The organism is Nocardioides terrigena, assembly GCF_003047265.1.
Taxonomy (GTDB): Bacteria; Actinomycetota; Actinomycetes; order Propionibacteriales; family Nocardioidaceae; genus Nocardioides; species Nocardioides terrigena.
Map to the genome: position 1 here is coordinate 335,962 of NZ_PZYY01000001.1, position 15,177 is coordinate 351,138.

Annotated in this window: 13 protein-coding genes; 10 read left to right on the forward strand and 3 right to left on the reverse strand. The window is 69.7% G+C overall.

Going from position 1 to position 15,177, the window contains the following annotated elements:
• Nucleotides 1-7 precede the first annotated feature (7 nt).
• From nuoH to DAE25_RS01635, 8 genes are read left to right on the forward strand one after another with little or no spacing between them, the layout of a single operon-like run.
• Nucleotides 8-1,429: an NADH-quinone oxidoreductase subunit NuoH gene (nuoH, locus tag DAE25_RS01600; protein WP_199907417.1), complete on the forward strand. Its 1,422-nt coding sequence runs from the start codon at nt 8-10 to the stop codon at nt 1,427-1,429.
• Nucleotides 1,426-2,013 (forward strand): NADH-quinone oxidoreductase subunit NuoI, encoded by a 588-nt coding sequence (gene nuoI, locus DAE25_RS01605; RefSeq protein WP_056887581.1) that lies wholly within the window; start codon nt 1,426-1,428, stop codon nt 2,011-2,013. Before nuoH ends, nuoI begins: the two co-directional genes overlap by 4 nt.
• The gene (locus DAE25_RS01610; RefSeq protein ID WP_107764496.1) at nt 2,013-2,852 is read left to right on the forward strand and encodes an NADH-quinone oxidoreductase subunit J; all 840 of its coding nucleotides are present in this window, start codon (nt 2,013-2,015) and stop codon (nt 2,850-2,852) included. The genes nuoI and DAE25_RS01610 overlap by 1 nt, the downstream gene beginning before the upstream one ends.
• On the forward strand, nt 2,849-3,145 hold the full coding sequence (gene nuoK, locus DAE25_RS01615) for an NADH-quinone oxidoreductase subunit NuoK (protein WP_056887582.1): 297 nt from the start codon (nt 2,849-2,851) through the stop codon (nt 3,143-3,145). The genes DAE25_RS01610 and nuoK overlap by 4 nt, the downstream gene beginning before the upstream one ends.
• A 10-nt stretch (nt 3,146-3,155) precedes the next feature.
• Complete coding sequence (gene nuoL, locus DAE25_RS01620) at nt 3,156-5,114, forward strand: NADH-quinone oxidoreductase subunit L (protein WP_407669314.1); 1,959 nt, start codon at nt 3,156-3,158, stop codon at nt 5,112-5,114.
• Nucleotides 5,111-6,649 (forward strand): NADH-quinone oxidoreductase subunit M, encoded by a 1,539-nt coding sequence (locus DAE25_RS01625; protein WP_107764497.1) that lies wholly within the window; start codon nt 5,111-5,113, stop codon nt 6,647-6,649. Before nuoL ends, DAE25_RS01625 begins: the two co-directional genes overlap by 4 nt.
• Nucleotides 6,646-8,238, forward strand: coding sequence for an NADH-quinone oxidoreductase subunit NuoN (gene nuoN, locus DAE25_RS01630; protein WP_107764498.1), 1,593 nt, complete (start codon nt 6,646-6,648; stop codon nt 8,236-8,238). Before DAE25_RS01625 ends, nuoN begins: the two co-directional genes overlap by 4 nt.
• Nucleotides 8,235-9,242, forward strand: coding sequence for a polyprenyl synthetase family protein (locus DAE25_RS01635; RefSeq protein ID WP_234410783.1), 1,008 nt, complete (start codon nt 8,235-8,237; stop codon nt 9,240-9,242). Before nuoN ends, DAE25_RS01635 begins: the two co-directional genes overlap by 4 nt.
• A gap of 97 nt (nt 9,243-9,339) precedes the next feature.
• On the opposite strand, the gene rarD is transcribed toward DAE25_RS01635, so the two are convergent.
• On the reverse strand, nt 9,340-10,248 hold the full coding sequence (rarD, locus tag DAE25_RS01640) for an EamA family transporter RarD (RefSeq protein WP_199907383.1): 909 nt from the start codon (nt 10,246-10,248) through the stop codon (nt 9,340-9,342).
• Between the two features lie 144 nt (nt 10,249-10,392).
• Between rarD and DAE25_RS01645 the strand changes: the two genes are divergently transcribed.
• Nucleotides 10,393-10,812, forward strand: coding sequence for a hypothetical protein (locus DAE25_RS01645; RefSeq protein ID WP_107764500.1), 420 nt, complete (start codon nt 10,393-10,395; stop codon nt 10,810-10,812).
• 90 nt (nt 10,813-10,902) lie between these two features.
• Here the strand turns inward: DAE25_RS01645 and DAE25_RS01650 are convergent, their stop codons facing one another.
• On the reverse strand, nt 10,903-12,018 hold the full coding sequence (locus DAE25_RS01650; protein WP_107764501.1) for a 2-oxoacid:ferredoxin oxidoreductase subunit beta: 1,116 nt from the start codon (nt 12,016-12,018) through the stop codon (nt 10,903-10,905).
• The gene (locus DAE25_RS01655; RefSeq protein WP_234410833.1) at nt 12,015-13,853 is read right to left on the reverse strand and encodes a 2-oxoacid:acceptor oxidoreductase subunit alpha; all 1,839 of its coding nucleotides are present in this window, start codon (nt 13,851-13,853) and stop codon (nt 12,015-12,017) included. Before DAE25_RS01655 ends, DAE25_RS01650 begins: the two co-directional genes overlap by 4 nt.
• A gap of 279 nt (nt 13,854-14,132) precedes the next feature.
• Here DAE25_RS01655 and DAE25_RS01660 point away from each other — a divergent pair, with 279 nt between their 5' ends.
• Nucleotides 14,133-15,176 (forward strand): sulfate ABC transporter substrate-binding protein, encoded by a 1,044-nt coding sequence (locus DAE25_RS01660; protein ID WP_107764503.1) that lies wholly within the window; start codon nt 14,133-14,135, stop codon nt 15,174-15,176.
• Nucleotide 15,177 lies beyond the last annotated feature (1 nt).

Genomic DNA, 15,177 nt, shown 5'->3' on the forward strand with positions numbered 1-15,177 from the left:
CTCCCAGGTGGTCACCCTCGCGGCGGAGACGCCGCAGGGCGACGGGCTCGAGGCCTTCGGGCAGGACCCGTGGTGGCTCATTCTCGTCAAGGCGCTGCTGATCTTCGTGGTCCTGGTGCTGCTGACGCTCTTCAACATCTGGTGGGAGCGCCGGGTCGTGGCCCGGATGCAGCACCGCATCGGCCCCAACGTCAACGGCCCCTTCGGCCTCCTCCAGTCGCTCGCCGACGGCGTCAAGCTGGCGCTCAAGGAGGACCTGATCCCCAAGGCCGCCGACAAGGTGGTCTTCCTGCTGGCGCCGGTCCTGGCCGTCATCCCGGCCTTCGTCACCTTCTCGGTGATCCCGTTCGGTCCCGAGGTCGGGCTGCCGTTCTCCGACCGGACCACCCCGCTGCAGCTGACCGACATGCCCGTCGCGGTGCTCTTCGTGATGGCCATCGCCTCGATCGGCATCTACGGCATCGTGCTGGGCGGCTGGTCCTCCGGTTCGACGTACTCCCTGCTCGGCGGCCTGCGCTCGAGCGCGCAGATGATCTCCTACGAGGTCGCGATGGGCCTCGCGCTCGTCGCGGTGTTCCTCTACGCCGGCTCGATGTCGACGTCCGAGATCGTGGCCGCCCAGAACCCCGAGCCCGACTACTGGCTCGGCGTCATCCCGATCCCGACCTGGTACGCCCTGATCCTGCTGCCGTCGTTCGTGATCTACGTGATCGCGATGGTCGGCGAGACCAACCGCGCCCCGTTCGACCTCCCCGAGGCCGAGGGCGAGCTCGTCGGCGGCTTCCACACCGAATACTCCAGCCTCAAGTTCGCGCTGTTCTTCCTCGCCGAGTACATCAACATGGCGACCGTGGCCGCCCTGGCCACGACCCTGTTCCTGGGCGGCTGGCACGCCCCGTGGCCGATCATCCAGATCTGGGAGGGCGCCGACTCCGGCTACTGGCCCCTGCTCTGGTTCTTCGGCAAGGTCCTGCTCTTCGTCTTCATGTTCATCTGGCTGCGCGGCTCGCTGCCGCGGCTGCGCTACGACCAGTTCATGGCGTTCGGCTGGAAGCGGCTCATCCCGATCTCGCTGCTGTGGATCATCGCGGTCGCCACCATCCGGGTGATGACCCTGGAGGGCGGCATCAACCGGGACTACCTCCTCGGCGCCGCGGGTGTCCTGCTGGTGCTGTTCCTGGTCCTGTTCTTCATCGGCGACAGCGACTCCGGGGACGACGAGGCCGAGGGCCCCGCCGACCGGGAGCCGGTCGACGCCTTCGCCGGGGGCTTCCCGGTCCCGCCCATGCCCGCGGGAGGTGCGGTCCGTGGTGCGGCCGCCCCGCTGACCTTCGCCGATCGCCGTACGACGGTGTCGGGCACCTCGAGCACGTCCGACGCCGACGACGCGTCCACCTCCGGGACCGCGTCGCAGGAGGAGAAGTCATGAGTGAGTCCAAGGGCTTCAAGGAGCAGTTCTGGGACCCGGTCGCCGGTTTCGGCGTCACGTTCCGGACCATGTTCAAGAAGGTCGTCACCGAGCAGTACCCCTTCGAGAAGATGCCGACGGCGCCGCGCTTCCACGGCCGGCACCAGCTCAACCGCTGGCCCGACGGCCTCGAGAAGTGCATCGGCTGCGAGCTGTGCGCCTGGGCGTGCCCGGCCGACGCGATCTACGTCGAGGGCGGCTCCAACAGCGACGGTCCCGACGGCGAGCGCTTCAGCCCCGGTGAGCGCTACGGCCGCGTCTACCAGATCAACTACCTGCGCTGCATCCTCTGCGGGCTCTGCATCGAGGCCTGCCCGACGCGCGCGCTGACGATGACCAACGAGTACGAGCTGGCCGACACCAACCGGGCCGACCTCATCTACGAGAAGTCCGACCTGCTCGCGCCGCTGCTGCCCGGCATGGAGCAGCCGCCGCACCCGATGCGCCTCGGCGACGACGAGGGCGACTACTACCGCGGCACGTATGGCGCACCGACCGACCTGGTGACGGACCGGACCACGACCGCGGGGGAGGGGAGCCACTGATGGCCTTCTGGATCCTGGCCCCGATCATGGTCGTGGCCGCGCTCGGCATCCTGTTCGTCCGCAAGGCCGTGCACGCCGCCCTGCTGCTGGCGGTGGTGATGATCAGCCTCGCCGTGCTGTACGCCGTCCTCGACGCGCCGTTCCTCTTCGCCGTGCAGATCATCGTCTACACCGGCGCCATCTTGATGCTGTTCCTCTTCGTGCTGATGCTGGTCGGCGTCGACGCCTCCGACTCGGTGGTGGAGACGATCCGCGGCCAGCGGGCGATGGCGACCGTGCTGGGCCTCCTGCTCGGCCTGGTGCTGGTCACCGGCTTCTCCCAGATCGCGCTCGGCACGGCCGTCGGCCTCGACGAGGCCAACGAGGGCGGCAACATCCAGCAGCTCGCCAACGTCCTCTTCAGCCGCTACGTCTTCGCCTTCGAGGCCACCAGCGCGCTGCTCATCACCGCGGCCATGGGCGCGATGGTGCTCGCGCACCGCGAGCGCCTCACGCCCAAGTCCACCCAGTCCTCGCTCGCCGCGCAGCGGATGCGCGACTACGCCGAGACCGGCAAGCACCTCGGTCCGCTGCCCTCGCCCGGCGTCTACGCCCGCCACAACGCGGTCGACACCCCGGCGCTGCTGCCCGACGGCACCGCCTCCGAGCTGTCGGTCTCCCGCGTGCTGGCCGCGCGGGGCACGGTGCGCTCCGCACCGGCCTTCGCCGACGACATCGACGAGGTACGCCGCCAGCTCGCCGCCGGTCGCAGCGACGCGACCGCCGACCCGGACCGGATGCCCGAGCAGGGCGGCAAGGACGGCGCCCCGGCGACCACCGAGGAGGACGTCCCCCGATGACGAACGAATACATCGTGCTGTCCGCGATCCTGTTCACCATCGGCTGCGTGGGGGTGCTGACCCGACGCAACGCCATCGTGGTCTTCATGTGCGTCGAGCTGATGCTCAACGCCTGCAACCTCGCCCTGGTGACCTTCGCCAAGCAGCACGGCAACCTCGACGGGCAGATCGCCGCCTTCTTCGTGATGGTGGTGGCCGCGGCCGAGGTCGTCATCGGACTGGCGATCATCATGACCATCTTCCGCACGCGACGCTCGGCCTCCGTCGACGACGCCAGCCTGCTGAAGTACTGAGGACCTGACTGTGAACCTCCAGACCATCGTGCTCGCCGCCGAGGGCGGCGCCATCCCGGTCGTGCACCCGGTGGACGCCGACGGCGTCTTCTCGCTCCTGTGGCTGATCATCGCGCTGCCGCTCGCGGGAGCCGTCGTGCTGCTGCTCGGCGGCGCCCTGGCCCCGCGGGCTCTCGACCGGGTCGGCCACTGGCTCGGCACCGCCACCGTCGCCGGGTCCTTCGGCCTCAGCCTGGCCATGTTCGTGTCGCTGCTCGGCCGCTCCGAGGAGGAGCGCCAGGTCGGGCAGCACCTCTACACCTGGTTCGAGGTCGGTGGCCTCGACGTGGGCATGGACCTGCTATACGACCCGCTGTCGGCGCTCTTCCTGCTGCTGATCACCGGCGTCGGTGCGCTGATCCACGTCTACTCGATCGGCTACATGGAGCACGACGCCCGCCGGCGCCGCTTCTTCGGCTACCTCAACCTCTTCGTCGCGGCGATGCTGGTGCTGGTCCTCTCGGCCAACTACCTCGGCGTCTTCCTCGGCTGGGAGGGCGTGGGCCTCGCGTCGTACCTCCTGATCGGCTTCTGGCAGCACAAGCACTCCGCGGCCGCGGCCGCCAAGAAGGCTTTCGTCATCAACCGCGTCGGTGACATCGGCCTCTCGCTGGCCATCGCCCTCATGTTCACGACCTTCGGAACCACCGACTTCGCCGCCATCAGCGAGTCCGCCGGGGACGCCTCGCAGGGCACGCTCAACGCCCTCGGGCTGCTGCTGCTGCTCGCGGCGTGCGGCAAGTCGGCCCAGGTCCCGCTGCAGGCCTGGCTGCTCGACGCGATGGAGGGTCCGACCCCGGTCTCCGCCCTCATCCACGCGGCGACCATGGTCACCGCCGGCGTCTACCTCGTCGTCCGGTCCAACTTCATCTACGACCTGACGCCGACGGCACAGACCGCGGTGGTCATCGTCGCGACCGTCACGCTCCTCTGGGGTGCGGTGCTCGGCTGTGCCAAGGACGACATCAAGAAGGCGCTCGCCGGCTCCACGATGAGCCAGATCGGCTACATGATGCTGGCCGCCGGTCTCGGCCCCGCCGGCTACCCGTTCGCCATCTTCCACCTGCTCACCCACGGCTTCTTCAAGGCCAACATGTTCCTGGGAGCCGGCTCGGTGATGCACGGGATGAACGACGACGTCGACATGCGCCACTACGGCGGCCTGTCGAAGTACATGCCGGTGACCTTCCTGACCTTCGCGATGGGCTACCTCGCGATCATCGGCTTCCCCGGCTTCTCCGGCTTCTGGTCCAAGGACAAGATCATCGAGACCGCGCTCGCGGAGAACCTCGTGGTCGGACTGTGCGCCCTGCTCGGCGCCGGCATCACCGGCTTCTACATGACCCGGTTGATGCTGATGACCTTCTTCACCGAGAAGCGGTGGGCCGACGACGTGCACCCGCACGAGTCGCCGCGCCTGATGACCGTCCCGCTCATCGTGCTCGCGGCTCTCTCGGTCCTCGGCGGGGTGCTGATCCTCAACGACTTCATCGTCGACTTCCTTGCCCCTGTCACCGGGGTCGCGGAGCACCACGAGCCCCCGCTCGCCCCGCTCGTCATCACCCTCATCGTGACGCTGGTCGTCGCCGCGGGTGTCGCCGCCGCCTGGTTCCTGGTCGGCAAGCGCGACATCCCGCGTGAGGCCCCGCAGGACGTCTCCTTCGCCACCCGCGCCGCCCGTGCCGACCTGTACGGCGACGCGATCAACGAGGGGCTGGTCGTCCAGCCCGGCCGCCGCCTCGTCGGGGGTCTCGCGACCTTCGACCGGGTGGGTGTCGACGGGGTCGTCGAGGGCGGCTCCGCGGCCGTCGGCGGCATGTCCGGCGTGCTCCGCCGCGTCCAGAACGGATTCGTACGCTCCTATGCCCTGTCCCTGCTCGGCGGCGCCCTGCTCGTCGTCCTTGCCCTGCTGGCGGTGAACCTGGCATGAACGACCTTCCTGTCCTCACGATCCTGATCGCGCTGCCCCTCGTGGGCGCGCTCGTCACGGCGTTCCTCCCGGCCGCCACCGCACGCCTGGCGGGCCTCGGCTTCGCCGGTGCCACCCTGGTGTGGGCCGTGGTCGCCGCGCTCACGTCGTACTCCCTCGACGGCGGCATGCAGCTGACCGAGACCCACACGTGGATCGAGGCGCTCGGCGTCCACTACGCGCTCGGTGTCGACGGCCTCGGCCTGCTGATGGTGCTGCTCACCACGGTGCTCGTCCCGATCGTGCTCGTCGCGTCGTGGCACGAGGCCGACGCGCCGGGCAACGGCGGCAGCCGGGCGTTCGTCGCCTGGGTGCTGGCGCTCGAGGCGATGTCGCTGGCCGTCTTCACCGCGACCGACGTGTTCCTGTTCTACGTCGTCTTCGAGGCCACCCTGATCCCGGCCTACTTCCTCATCGGCGGCTTCGGTCGCGAGGGACGCGGTCGGGCGGCCACGAAGTTCCTGATCTACCAGCTCGCCGGCGGCCTGGTGATGCTCGCCTCGGTCATCGGCCTGTACGTCGTCTCCGCCGACTCCGGGCGCCCGAGCTTCCTGCTCACCGACCTCGCCGCGCTCGACATCGACCCGGTGACGCAGCGCTGGATCTTCCTCGGCTTCTTCATCGCCTTCGCGATCAAGGCCCCGATGTTCCCGGTGCACACCTGGCTGGCCGACACGACCGAGCGCGCGACGACGGGCACGTCGGTGCTGCTGGTCTGCGTGCTCGACAAGATCGGCACCTTCGGCATGCTGCGCTTCTGCCTGGGACTGCTGCCGGACGCGTCGCAGTGGGCCACCCCGGTGGTGGTCGTGCTGGCGCTCATCTCGATCGTGTACGGCGCACTGGTCGCCATCGGGCAGGACGACGTCCTCCGCCTGATCGGCCTCACCTCGCTGAGCCACTTCGGCTTCATCGTGCTGGGCATCTTCGTGTTCAGCAGCCAGGGCGGCTCCGGCGCGATCCTCTACATGGTCAACCACGGCATCGCGACCGCCGCGCTCTTCCTGGTGGCGGGCTACCTCGTCCAGCGTCGGGGCACCGCCTCGATCCGGGCCATGGGCGGCGGCATCGAGAAGGGCGCCCCCGTCCTGGCGGGCATCTTCCTGATCTCCGGCCTGGCCGCGTGCGGCCTGCCCGGCCTGTCGCCGTTCGTCTCCGAGATGCTGGTGATCATCGCCGCCTTCCAGCACGCCTGGTGGGCCGGTGCCGTCGCGGTGACCGCGATCGTGCTCGCCGCGATCTATGTCCTGTGGCTCTACCAGCGCACGATGACCGGCCCCGAGCAGGTGGAGGTCAAGGACCTCGACCGGCGTGAGGTCGGCACGCTGGCGCCGCTCATGCTGGCGCTGGTGCTCTTCGGCTTCTTCCCGATGCCGCTGCTCGACGTGATCAACCCCAACGTCGAGGACACCCTGACCCAGGTCGGTGTCACCGACGAACCCCCGACCGTGGGCTCTGCCGATGGTGCGGCCAGCTCGCAGGGAGGCCACGAGTGAACGAGTTCATCAAGCCGACAGTCGAGTACTTCGAGCTCTGGCCGCTGCTCGTCGTCTTCGGCGTCGCCTGCCTCGGCGTGGTCGTGGAGGCGTTCGCGCCCCGCTCGGCCCGCTACGTCGCCCAGGTGCTGCTGGCCCTCGGAGGCCTCGGTGCGGCCCTGGTGGGCGTCGTGCTCATCGCTCGCGACAGCGAGGTCTACGCCGACGGCGCCGCCCGCGGCGTCCTGGCCATGTCCGGCACCATCGCGGTCGACGGCCCGACGCTGTTCATCTGGGGCCTGGTCCTGGTGCTCGCGATCGCCGGCACGATGCTCTTCGCTGAGCGCCACCTCGACGGCGGCGTCTCGGCCTTCGCGGGCCAGGCGGCCGCGCTGCCGGGCACCGAGGCCGAGCGCGAGGCGTCGACCCGCGGGCTCGACCACACCGAGGTCTACCCGCTGCTGATGTTCGCGGTCTTCGGGATGATGCTCTTCCCGGCGGCCAACGACCTGCTCACCATGTTCGTGGGCCTCGAGGTGCTCTCCCTGCCCCTCTACCTCCTCACCGGGCTGGCCCGCCGTCGCCGCCTGCTGAGCCAGGAGGCCGCGCTCAAGTACTTCCTGCTCGGTGCCTTCTCGAGCGGCTTCTTCCTGTACGGCGTCGCGCTGGTCTACGGCTACGCCGGCTCCATGCAGTTCGCCGCGATCAACGAGGCCGTCCGCAACGACACGGCCAACCAGTCGCTGCTCCTCATCGGCATCGGCATGCTGTCGGTCGGGCTGTTCTTCAAGGTCGGTGCCGCGCCGTTCCAGGCCTGGACCCCCGACGTCTACCAGGGTGCCCCGACCCCGGTCACGGCCTTCATGGCCGCCGGCACCAAGGTCGCGGCGTTCGGGGCGATGCTGCGCCTCTTCTACGTCGCCTTCGGCGCGGACCGTTGGTCGTGGCAGCCGATGATGTGGGTCATCGCGATCCTCACCATGCTGGTCGGCGCCGTCCTGGCGGTCACCCAGACCGACATCAAGCGGCTGCTGGCCTACTCCTCGGTCGCGCACACCGGCTTCCTGCTCACCGGCGTGCTCGGCGTCCAGCAGACCTCGGCCCTGGCCGACGGCGAGCTGACCGCCCTGCAGGCCGTGCTGTTCTACCTCGCGACGTACGGCTTCGCGACCCTCGGCGCCTTCGCTGTGGTCAGCCTGGTCCGGGACTCGGGTGGTGAGGCCACCGCGCTGTCGCGCTGGGCCGGGCTGGGCAAGGAGTCCCCGATCGTGGCCGGCGTCTTCGCCTTCTTCCTGCTGGCGATGGCGGGGATCCCGCTCACCTCCGGCTTCGTCGGCAAGCTCGCCGTCTTCTCCGTGGCCCTGGCGGCCGGGGCGTGGCCGGTCGTGATCGCCGCCGTGGTGGCCAGCGTGATCGCCGCGTTCCTCTACATCCGCGTCATCAAGGCGATGTACTTCGACGAGCCCGTCGGCGAGGGTCCCACTGTCGCCTACCCGAGCGTCCTGACGGCCACGACGATCGCCCTCGGGGCGGCGGTGACGCTGATGCTGGGCATCCTTCCGGGCCCGCTGCTCGACCTCGCGGCCCTTGCGGGAGAATTCATCAGGTGAGCACCCCTTCCGCGCCGGCGCTGGCGCTCCCCGTCGTGGACGAGGCCCTGGCCCGTCGCCTCTCCGCGCGGCTCGAGGTCGTCGAGGAGATGCTCCTCGGGCACACCCGTGCGCGGACGGCGTACGTCTCGGACGCGGCCGGCCACCTGATGCGCTCGGGTGGCAAGCGCTTCCGCCCGCTGCTGGTGCTGCTGGCCGCCGAGGCGGGCACCACCCCCGACGCGGACGAGGTGCTGGCCGCGGCCTGCGTGGTCGAGCTGACCCACGTCGCGTCGCTCTACCACGACGACGTGATGGACGAGGCGGCCCTGCGCCGCGGGGCCGACACGGCCAACGCGCGATGGGACAACCACGTCGCGATCCTCACCGGCGACTTCCTCTTCGGCAAGTCCTCCGAGGTCACCGCCCAGCTCGGCCCCGAGGCCGTGCTCATCCAGTCCCGGACCTTCACCGAGCTCGTCGAGGGGCAGATCCTCGAGACCGTGGAGCCCGGCCCCGGCGAGGACCCGCTCGCCCACTACCTCGAGGTCGTGGCCGGCAAGACCGGCTCGCTCATCGCCACCTCCGCCGAGTACGGCGCGATGTTCGGCAGTGCCTCGCCCGAGGTGCGGACCGCGCTGCGCGGGTACGGCGAGATCGTGGGCGCGGCGTTCCAGCTCTCCGACGACATCCTCGACGTGGCGTCCGAGTCGGTCGAGTCGGGCAAGACGCCCGGCACGGACCTGCGCGAGGGCGTCCCGACCCTGCCGGTGCTGATGGCGCGCGCCTCGGCTGACCCGGCCGACGCGCGGCTGCTCGAGCTGCTCGACTCCGACCTGACCGACGACGACCTGCACGCCGAGGCGCTGGACCTGCTGCGCAAGCACCCGGCCATGGACCAGGCCCGCGGCTACGTCCTCGCCGAGTCGGAGCGCGCCAAGGCGCTGCTCACAGTGCTCGACCCGGGCCCCGTCCGGACCGCGCTGGAGTCCTTCGCGGACATCGTGGCCAACCGCTCCTCCTGAGGGCCGGTGCCGGGTTTCGGCACGCCGGTCGCGACCTCGTTCCTCGGTCGCGCGGCTCGCTCAACCACCATCAGCGGATCCGCTGGCGCGTCTCCGCTCAACAGGCGGAGGCCTCGGTCACGAGGCGCAGCTGCCGGCGCCGGTGGTTGATCGCCTCGACGGTGAAGATGACCAGCGCGACCCAGACCAGGCCGAAGCCGACCCAGCGTCCGGGGGGCATGGCCTCGTGGAAGAGCAGCACCCCGAGCGCGAACTGGATGACCGGCGCGAGGTACTGCAGGAGTCCCAGCACCACCAGCGGCACCCGGATCGCCGCGGCGCCGAAGCACAGCAGCGGGATGGCGGTGACCACGCCGGTGGTGAGGAAGAGCAGGGCGTGTCCGATGCCCTCGGACCCCATGCTGGACGCGCCCGTGAGGACCAGCCAGGCGACGTACAGGCCCGCGAGCGGTGCGAGGACCGCGGTCTCGATGGTGAGGCTCACGACGGCGTCCACGTTGGCCTGCTTCTTGGCCAGCCCGTAGGAGCCGAAGGAGAACGCCAGCACCAGCGCGACGTACGGCAACCGCCCGTAGTCGAGGGTCAGCACCACCACGGCCAGGCTGGCGATCCCCACGGCGACCCACTGCAGCCGGCGCAGCCGCTCGCCGAGGATGAAGACACCCATGAGCACCGTGACGAGCGGGTTGATGAAGTAGCCCAGCGAGGTCTCCACGACCCGGCCGTTGTTGACCCCCCAGATGTACGCCGCCCAGTTGAACGAGATGACGACGGCGGCGAAGGTGAGGATCCTGAAGGCACGCCGGTCGCGAACGACGGCCATCACCTCCGGCGTACGCCGCATCAGCGCGACGACCAGCGCCATCGTGACCGCCGACCACAGCACGCGGTGGGCGAGGATCTCGACCGCCCCGGCCGGCTCGAGCAGCGGCCAGTAGAGGGGGAAGGCTCCCCACAGGGAGTACGCCGCCACCCCGAGGAGGAAGCCGCGACGGGATTCCTGCACGGGCCTGACCCTAGTGGCCGTCATGACCTAGGATTCGGCTGGTCTCGAAACCGTGTGGTGCACTGCGCACCGCAGCACGGATGCCCGCCCGAGCTCCACGCGGGCACCACCTGTCAACACACGATCGTCCAAGGGGGACACATCATGCGGATCTTCCGCACCGTGGCAACCGGCCTGCTGGCCACGCTCGTCGGCCTCGGGGTCGCCGTCGCCGGCCCGACCACCGCGAGCAACGCCCAGGCCAAGGTCGAGCGCGTCATCACCGAGCGCCCGCCGGACCAGAAGCAGGTCGCCTACAACGCCTTCCAGCTCAAGGGCAAGGTCATGAACCCGCAGGCGGACGGCACGCTCGTGCCCTTCCAGGGCAAGGTCATGCTGACCAAGAAGGCCTGCAAGAGCTGCAAGTTCAAGACCGTCCGCAAGGTCAAGGTCAACGAGAAGGGGGTCTTCAAGGCCCGCCTGGTCGTCCCGGACCGCGGCCGCTGGATCTGGCGCGTCAAGGTGAAGAGCAACTCCACCTACAAGACCACCCTCGGCGAGAAGTGGACGCTCTTCTTCGACTGAGTCGAGAGGCCACCACAGACGAACGACCCGGCGCGATGCGCCGGGTCGTTCGTCGTTCGTCGTAGCGAGGTGGGGCGCGCCCGGGACGGGTCAGACGACCGTCCAGGTGTCGCCGCCGCCGATGAGTGCCGACAGGCGTGCCTGCGGGTCGTCCTCGGAGTCGCCGCGGGCGGTGGTGAGCTGGGCTCGCGCCTGGTCGTCGTACGTCGCCCGCTCGACCTGGCGGAAGATGCCGATCGGTGACTGGTTGAGGTAGCCGGAGTCGGTGAGCCGGCTGATCGCGAAGGCGGTCGACGGGTCGTCGTGGTGGGCGTCGTGGACCAGGATGTCGGCGTCGTCGACGTCGGCGGCCTCCACGACGAGGACGCCCCCACCGTTGGTGTCGCGCACCAGCGCCTTGGAGCCCAGCCCGGACTCGAGCGGTGCACCGAAGCGGATCTGCTCGCCGTGGACGAGCGGGATGATGGCGTCGGCCTTGGTGTTGGGGTTCTTGATCGCGTCGAAGGCGCCGTCGTTGAAGATCGGGCAGTTCTGGTAGATCTCGACCAGGGAGGTCCCGCGGTGCGCGGCAGCCGCGGCGAGCACCGCGGTGAGGTGCTTGCGGTCGGAGTCGATGGTGCGGGCCACGAACGACGCCTCGGCACCCAGCGCCAGGGACACCGGGTTGAACGGGTGGTCGACCGATCCCATCGGGGTCGACTTGGTGACCTTGCCGGGCTCGGAGGTGGGGGAATACTGCCCCTTGGTGAGTCCGTAGATGCGGTTGTTGAAGAGCAGGATCGTCATGTTGACGTTGCGGCGCAGCGCGTGGATGAGGTGGTTGCCGCCGATGGACAGCGCGTCGCCGTCACCGGTGACGACCCAGACCGAGAGGTCCTCTCGCGCGGTGGCGATGCCGGTCGCGATCGACGGGGCACGCCCGTGGATCGAGTGCATGCCGTAGGTGTCGAGGTAGTAGGGGAAGCGCGAGGAGCAGCCGATGCCGGAGACGAAGACGATGTTCTCGCGGCGCAGGCCGAGGTCGGGGAGGAAGGACTGCACGGCCTTGAGCACGGCGTAGTCGCCGCAGCCGGGGCACCAGCGGACCTCCTGGTCGGAGGTGAAGTCCTTGCCGGTCTGCGTCTCGCCCGCGTCGATCGTCGGGACGCCCTCGGTGCCGGACCGCAGCCCGGGCAGGCCGAGATCGGTGGTGCTGTCGGTGGTCATCGGATCTCCTTCTCGACAGGGGTGAGATCGACCTCGATGCCCTCCGCCTCGGCGACGAGGCCGCCGATGACGTCGGCGAGCACGGCGGCCTTGAGCGGCAGGCCGCGGACCTCGTTGTAGCCGACGACGTCGACGAGGTACTTCGCGCGCAGCAGCAGGGAGAGCTGGCCGAGGTTCATCTCGGGGACCAGCACCTTGTCGTAGCGGGCGAGGACCTCGCCGAGGTCCTTCGGGAAGGGGTTGAGGTGGCGCAGGTGGGCCTGCGCGACCTGGTAGCCGGCCTTGCGCACGCGGCGTACGCCGGCGCCGATCGGACCGTACGTCGAGCCCCACCCGAGCACCAGGACCTTGGCCGCGCCGTCGGGGTCGTCGACCTCGAGCGGGGGCAGCGAGTCGGCGATGCGGTCGACCTTGGCCTGACGGGTGCGGACCATGAAGTCGTGGTTGGCGGGGTCGTAGGAGATGTTGCCGTGGCCGTCGCCCTTCTCGAGCCCGCCGATGCGGTGCTCGAGTCCGGGGGTGCCGGGGATCGCCCACGGCCGCGCGAGGGTCTCGGCGTCGCGCTCGTAGGGCCAGAACTCGGCGTCGTCCCCGTCGCCGTGGTTGCGGGTGGTGGCGAAGTCGGGGTCGATGACGGGCATCTCGGAGACCTCGGGGATGCGCCACGGCTCGGAGCCGTTGGCCAGGTAGCCGTCGGAGAGCAGCATCACCGGCGTGCGGTAGGTGATGGCGATCCGGGCGGCCTCGAGGGCGGCGTCGAAGCAGTCGCCGGGGGACTGGGGCGCGACGATCGGCACCGGGGCCTCGCCGTTGCGACCGAACATCGCCTGCAGCAGGTCGGCCTGCTCGGTCTTGGTCGGCAGTCCGGTGGAGGGGCCGCCGCGCTGGACGTCGATGACCAGCAGCGGCAGCTCGGTCATCACGGCGAGGCCGATCGCCTCGGACTTGAGCGCGATGCCCGGCCCGGAGGTGGTCGTCACGCCGAGGTGCCCGGCGAAGGACGCGCCGATGGCGGCACCGACGCCGGCGATCTCGTCCTCGGCCTGGAAGGTCGTGACACCGAACGACTTGTGCTTGCTGAGCTCGTGGAGGATGTCGGAGGCCGGGGTGATCGGGTAGGAGCCGAGGAAGACCTGGAGGCCCGACTGCACGCCGCCGGCGACGAGGCCGTAGGCCAGCGCGAGGTTGCCGGTGATGTTGCGGTAGGTGCCCGCGGCCATCGGGGCGGGCTTGACCTCGTAGCGGACGATGAAGGTCTCGGTGGTCTCGCCGAAGTTCCACCCCGCCTTGAACGCCGTCACGTTGGCGTCGCGGATGTCGGGGACCCGGGCGAAGCGGCGCTCGAGGAACGAGATCGTGGACTCGGTGGGGCGGCCGTACATCCACGACAGCAGGCCGAGGGCGAACATGTTCTTGGCGCGTGCGGCGTCCTTGCGGGACAGCCCGAACTCCTTGACCGCCGCGACCGTCATGCCGGTCAGGTCGATCTGGTGCACCGCGAACTCCGCGAGCCCGTCGCCGTCGAGCGGGTTGGCGTCGTAACCGGCCTTGGCGAGGTTGCGCGCCGTGAAGTCGTGGGTGTCCACGATGATCGTCGCACCGACGGGCAGGTCGCCGAGGTTGGCACGCAGGGCGGCGGGGTTCATCGCCACGAGCACGTCGGGGGCGTCGCCGGCCGTCAGGATGTCGTGGTCGGCGAAGTGCACCTGGAACGACGAGACGCCCGGCAGCGTGCCCTGGGGGGCGCGGATCTCGGCGGGGAAGTTGGGCAGCGTCACCAGGTCGTTGCCGAAGACGGCCGACTCCTGGGTGAAGCGGTCCCCCGTCAGCTGCATGCCGTCGCCGGAGTCGCCGGCGAACCGGATGATCACCCGATCGAGCTGCTTGACCTGCTTGGTCACGGCCTTGTCACCTCTATGCCTCACTGCCTGATGTCCGGCCGCCCACTGTAGTCGGGAGGCCCGACGGGGCCGGCCGGATGCCGCTGCGTGGACCGGGGTCGCGGGTGACACGCGACACGTGCAGACCACTCGTCTGAATCTCTTCTAAGTCATGTAGTCTGCGCGACATTAGTTATTAACTGTCCATCTCGGGACATCCGAAAGAGAGCTCTCATGTCCATCCCCAGCAAGACCTCCCGGCGGCTGGTCGCCGCTTCACTCACCGGGATGCTGGCCCTGTCCGCGTGCGCCCCCGGCGCCAGCAGCAGTGACGCCGATGCGGAGGAGACGATCAGCATCGTCGGGTTCGCCGTCCCCGAGGCCGCCAACAAGAACCTCGCTGCCGAGTTCAAGCAGACCCCCGAGGGCCAGGGCGTGGCGTTCCAGACGTCGTACGGCGCCTCCGGTGACCAGAGCCGTGCCGTCGTGGCGGGCCTCGAGGCGGACTACGTCCACTTCTCCGTGCCGCCGGACGTCACGCGTCTCGAGGACGAGGGCCTGGTCGACGCGAGCTGGGACGACGGGGAGAACAAGGGCATCGTCTCCCACTCCGTGGTCGTCTTCGGGGTCCGTGACGGCAACCCCAAGAACATCCGGACCTGGGCCGACCTGGTCAAGCCCGGCGTCGAGATCGTCACGGCCAACCCGGCGTCCTCCGGCGCGGCCCGCTGGAACGCGCTGGCCGCCTACGGCCAGGTCATCAGCGACGGTGGCACCGAGGAGGAGGCCACCGACTACATCAACAAGTTCTTCGAGAACGTCGTCGCGCTCCCGGGCAGCGGTCGCGACGCGACCACGGCGTTCCTCGGCGGCACCGGCGACGTGCTGATGGCCTACGAGAACGAGGCCATCCTGGCCGCGCAGAACGACGAGCCCTTCGAGTACATCCTCCCGGAGACCTCGCTCCTGATCGAGAACGCCGGCGCCATCCTGAAGGACGCCTCCCCACCGTCGCAGGACTGGCTCGACTTCGTGCTCTCCGACGAGGGCCAGGTGCAGTTCGCCCTCACCGGCTTCCGTCCGATCCGCGACGACGTCGACTACGGCGGCACCGTCGAGGGTGCCAAGGACCCGGCGAACCCCTTCCCCGAGGTCCCCACCCTGCTGACGGTGGACGAGGACTTCGGCGGCTGGGACGAGGCCTCCACGAAGTTCTTCGACGAGGAGAACGGCATCGTCTTCGAGGCCATCCTCGGCGCCGGCCTCTCCCTCGAGTGAG

Bases quoted from the DNA above. Each gene is read 5' to 3' on its own strand.
- nuoI (WP_056887581.1), top strand. From the start codon at position 1,426: ATGAGTGAGTCCAAGGGCTTCAAGGAGCAGTTCTGGGACCCGGTCGCC.
- DAE25_RS01610 (WP_107764496.1), top strand. From the start codon at position 2,013: ATGGCCTTCTGGATCCTGGCCCCGATCATGGTCGTGGCCGCGCTCGGC.
- nuoK (WP_056887582.1), top strand. From the start codon at position 2,849: ATGACGAACGAATACATCGTGCTGTCCGCGATCCTGTTCACCATCGGC.
- DAE25_RS01625 (WP_107764497.1), top strand. From the start codon at position 5,111: ATGAACGACCTTCCTGTCCTCACGATCCTGATCGCGCTGCCCCTCGTG.
- DAE25_RS01645 (WP_107764500.1), top strand. From the start codon at position 10,393: ATGCGGATCTTCCGCACCGTGGCAACCGGCCTGCTGGCCACGCTCGTC.
- DAE25_RS01650 (WP_107764501.1), bottom strand. From the start codon at position 12,018: ATGACCACCGACAGCACCACCGATCTCGGCCTGCCCGGGCTGCGGTCC.
- DAE25_RS01655 (WP_234410833.1), bottom strand. From the start codon at position 13,853: ATGCAGCTGACGGGGGACCGCTTCACCCAGGAGTCGGCCGTCTTCGGC.
- DAE25_RS01660 (WP_107764503.1), top strand. From the start codon at position 14,133: ATGTCCATCCCCAGCAAGACCTCCCGGCGGCTGGTCGCCGCTTCACTC.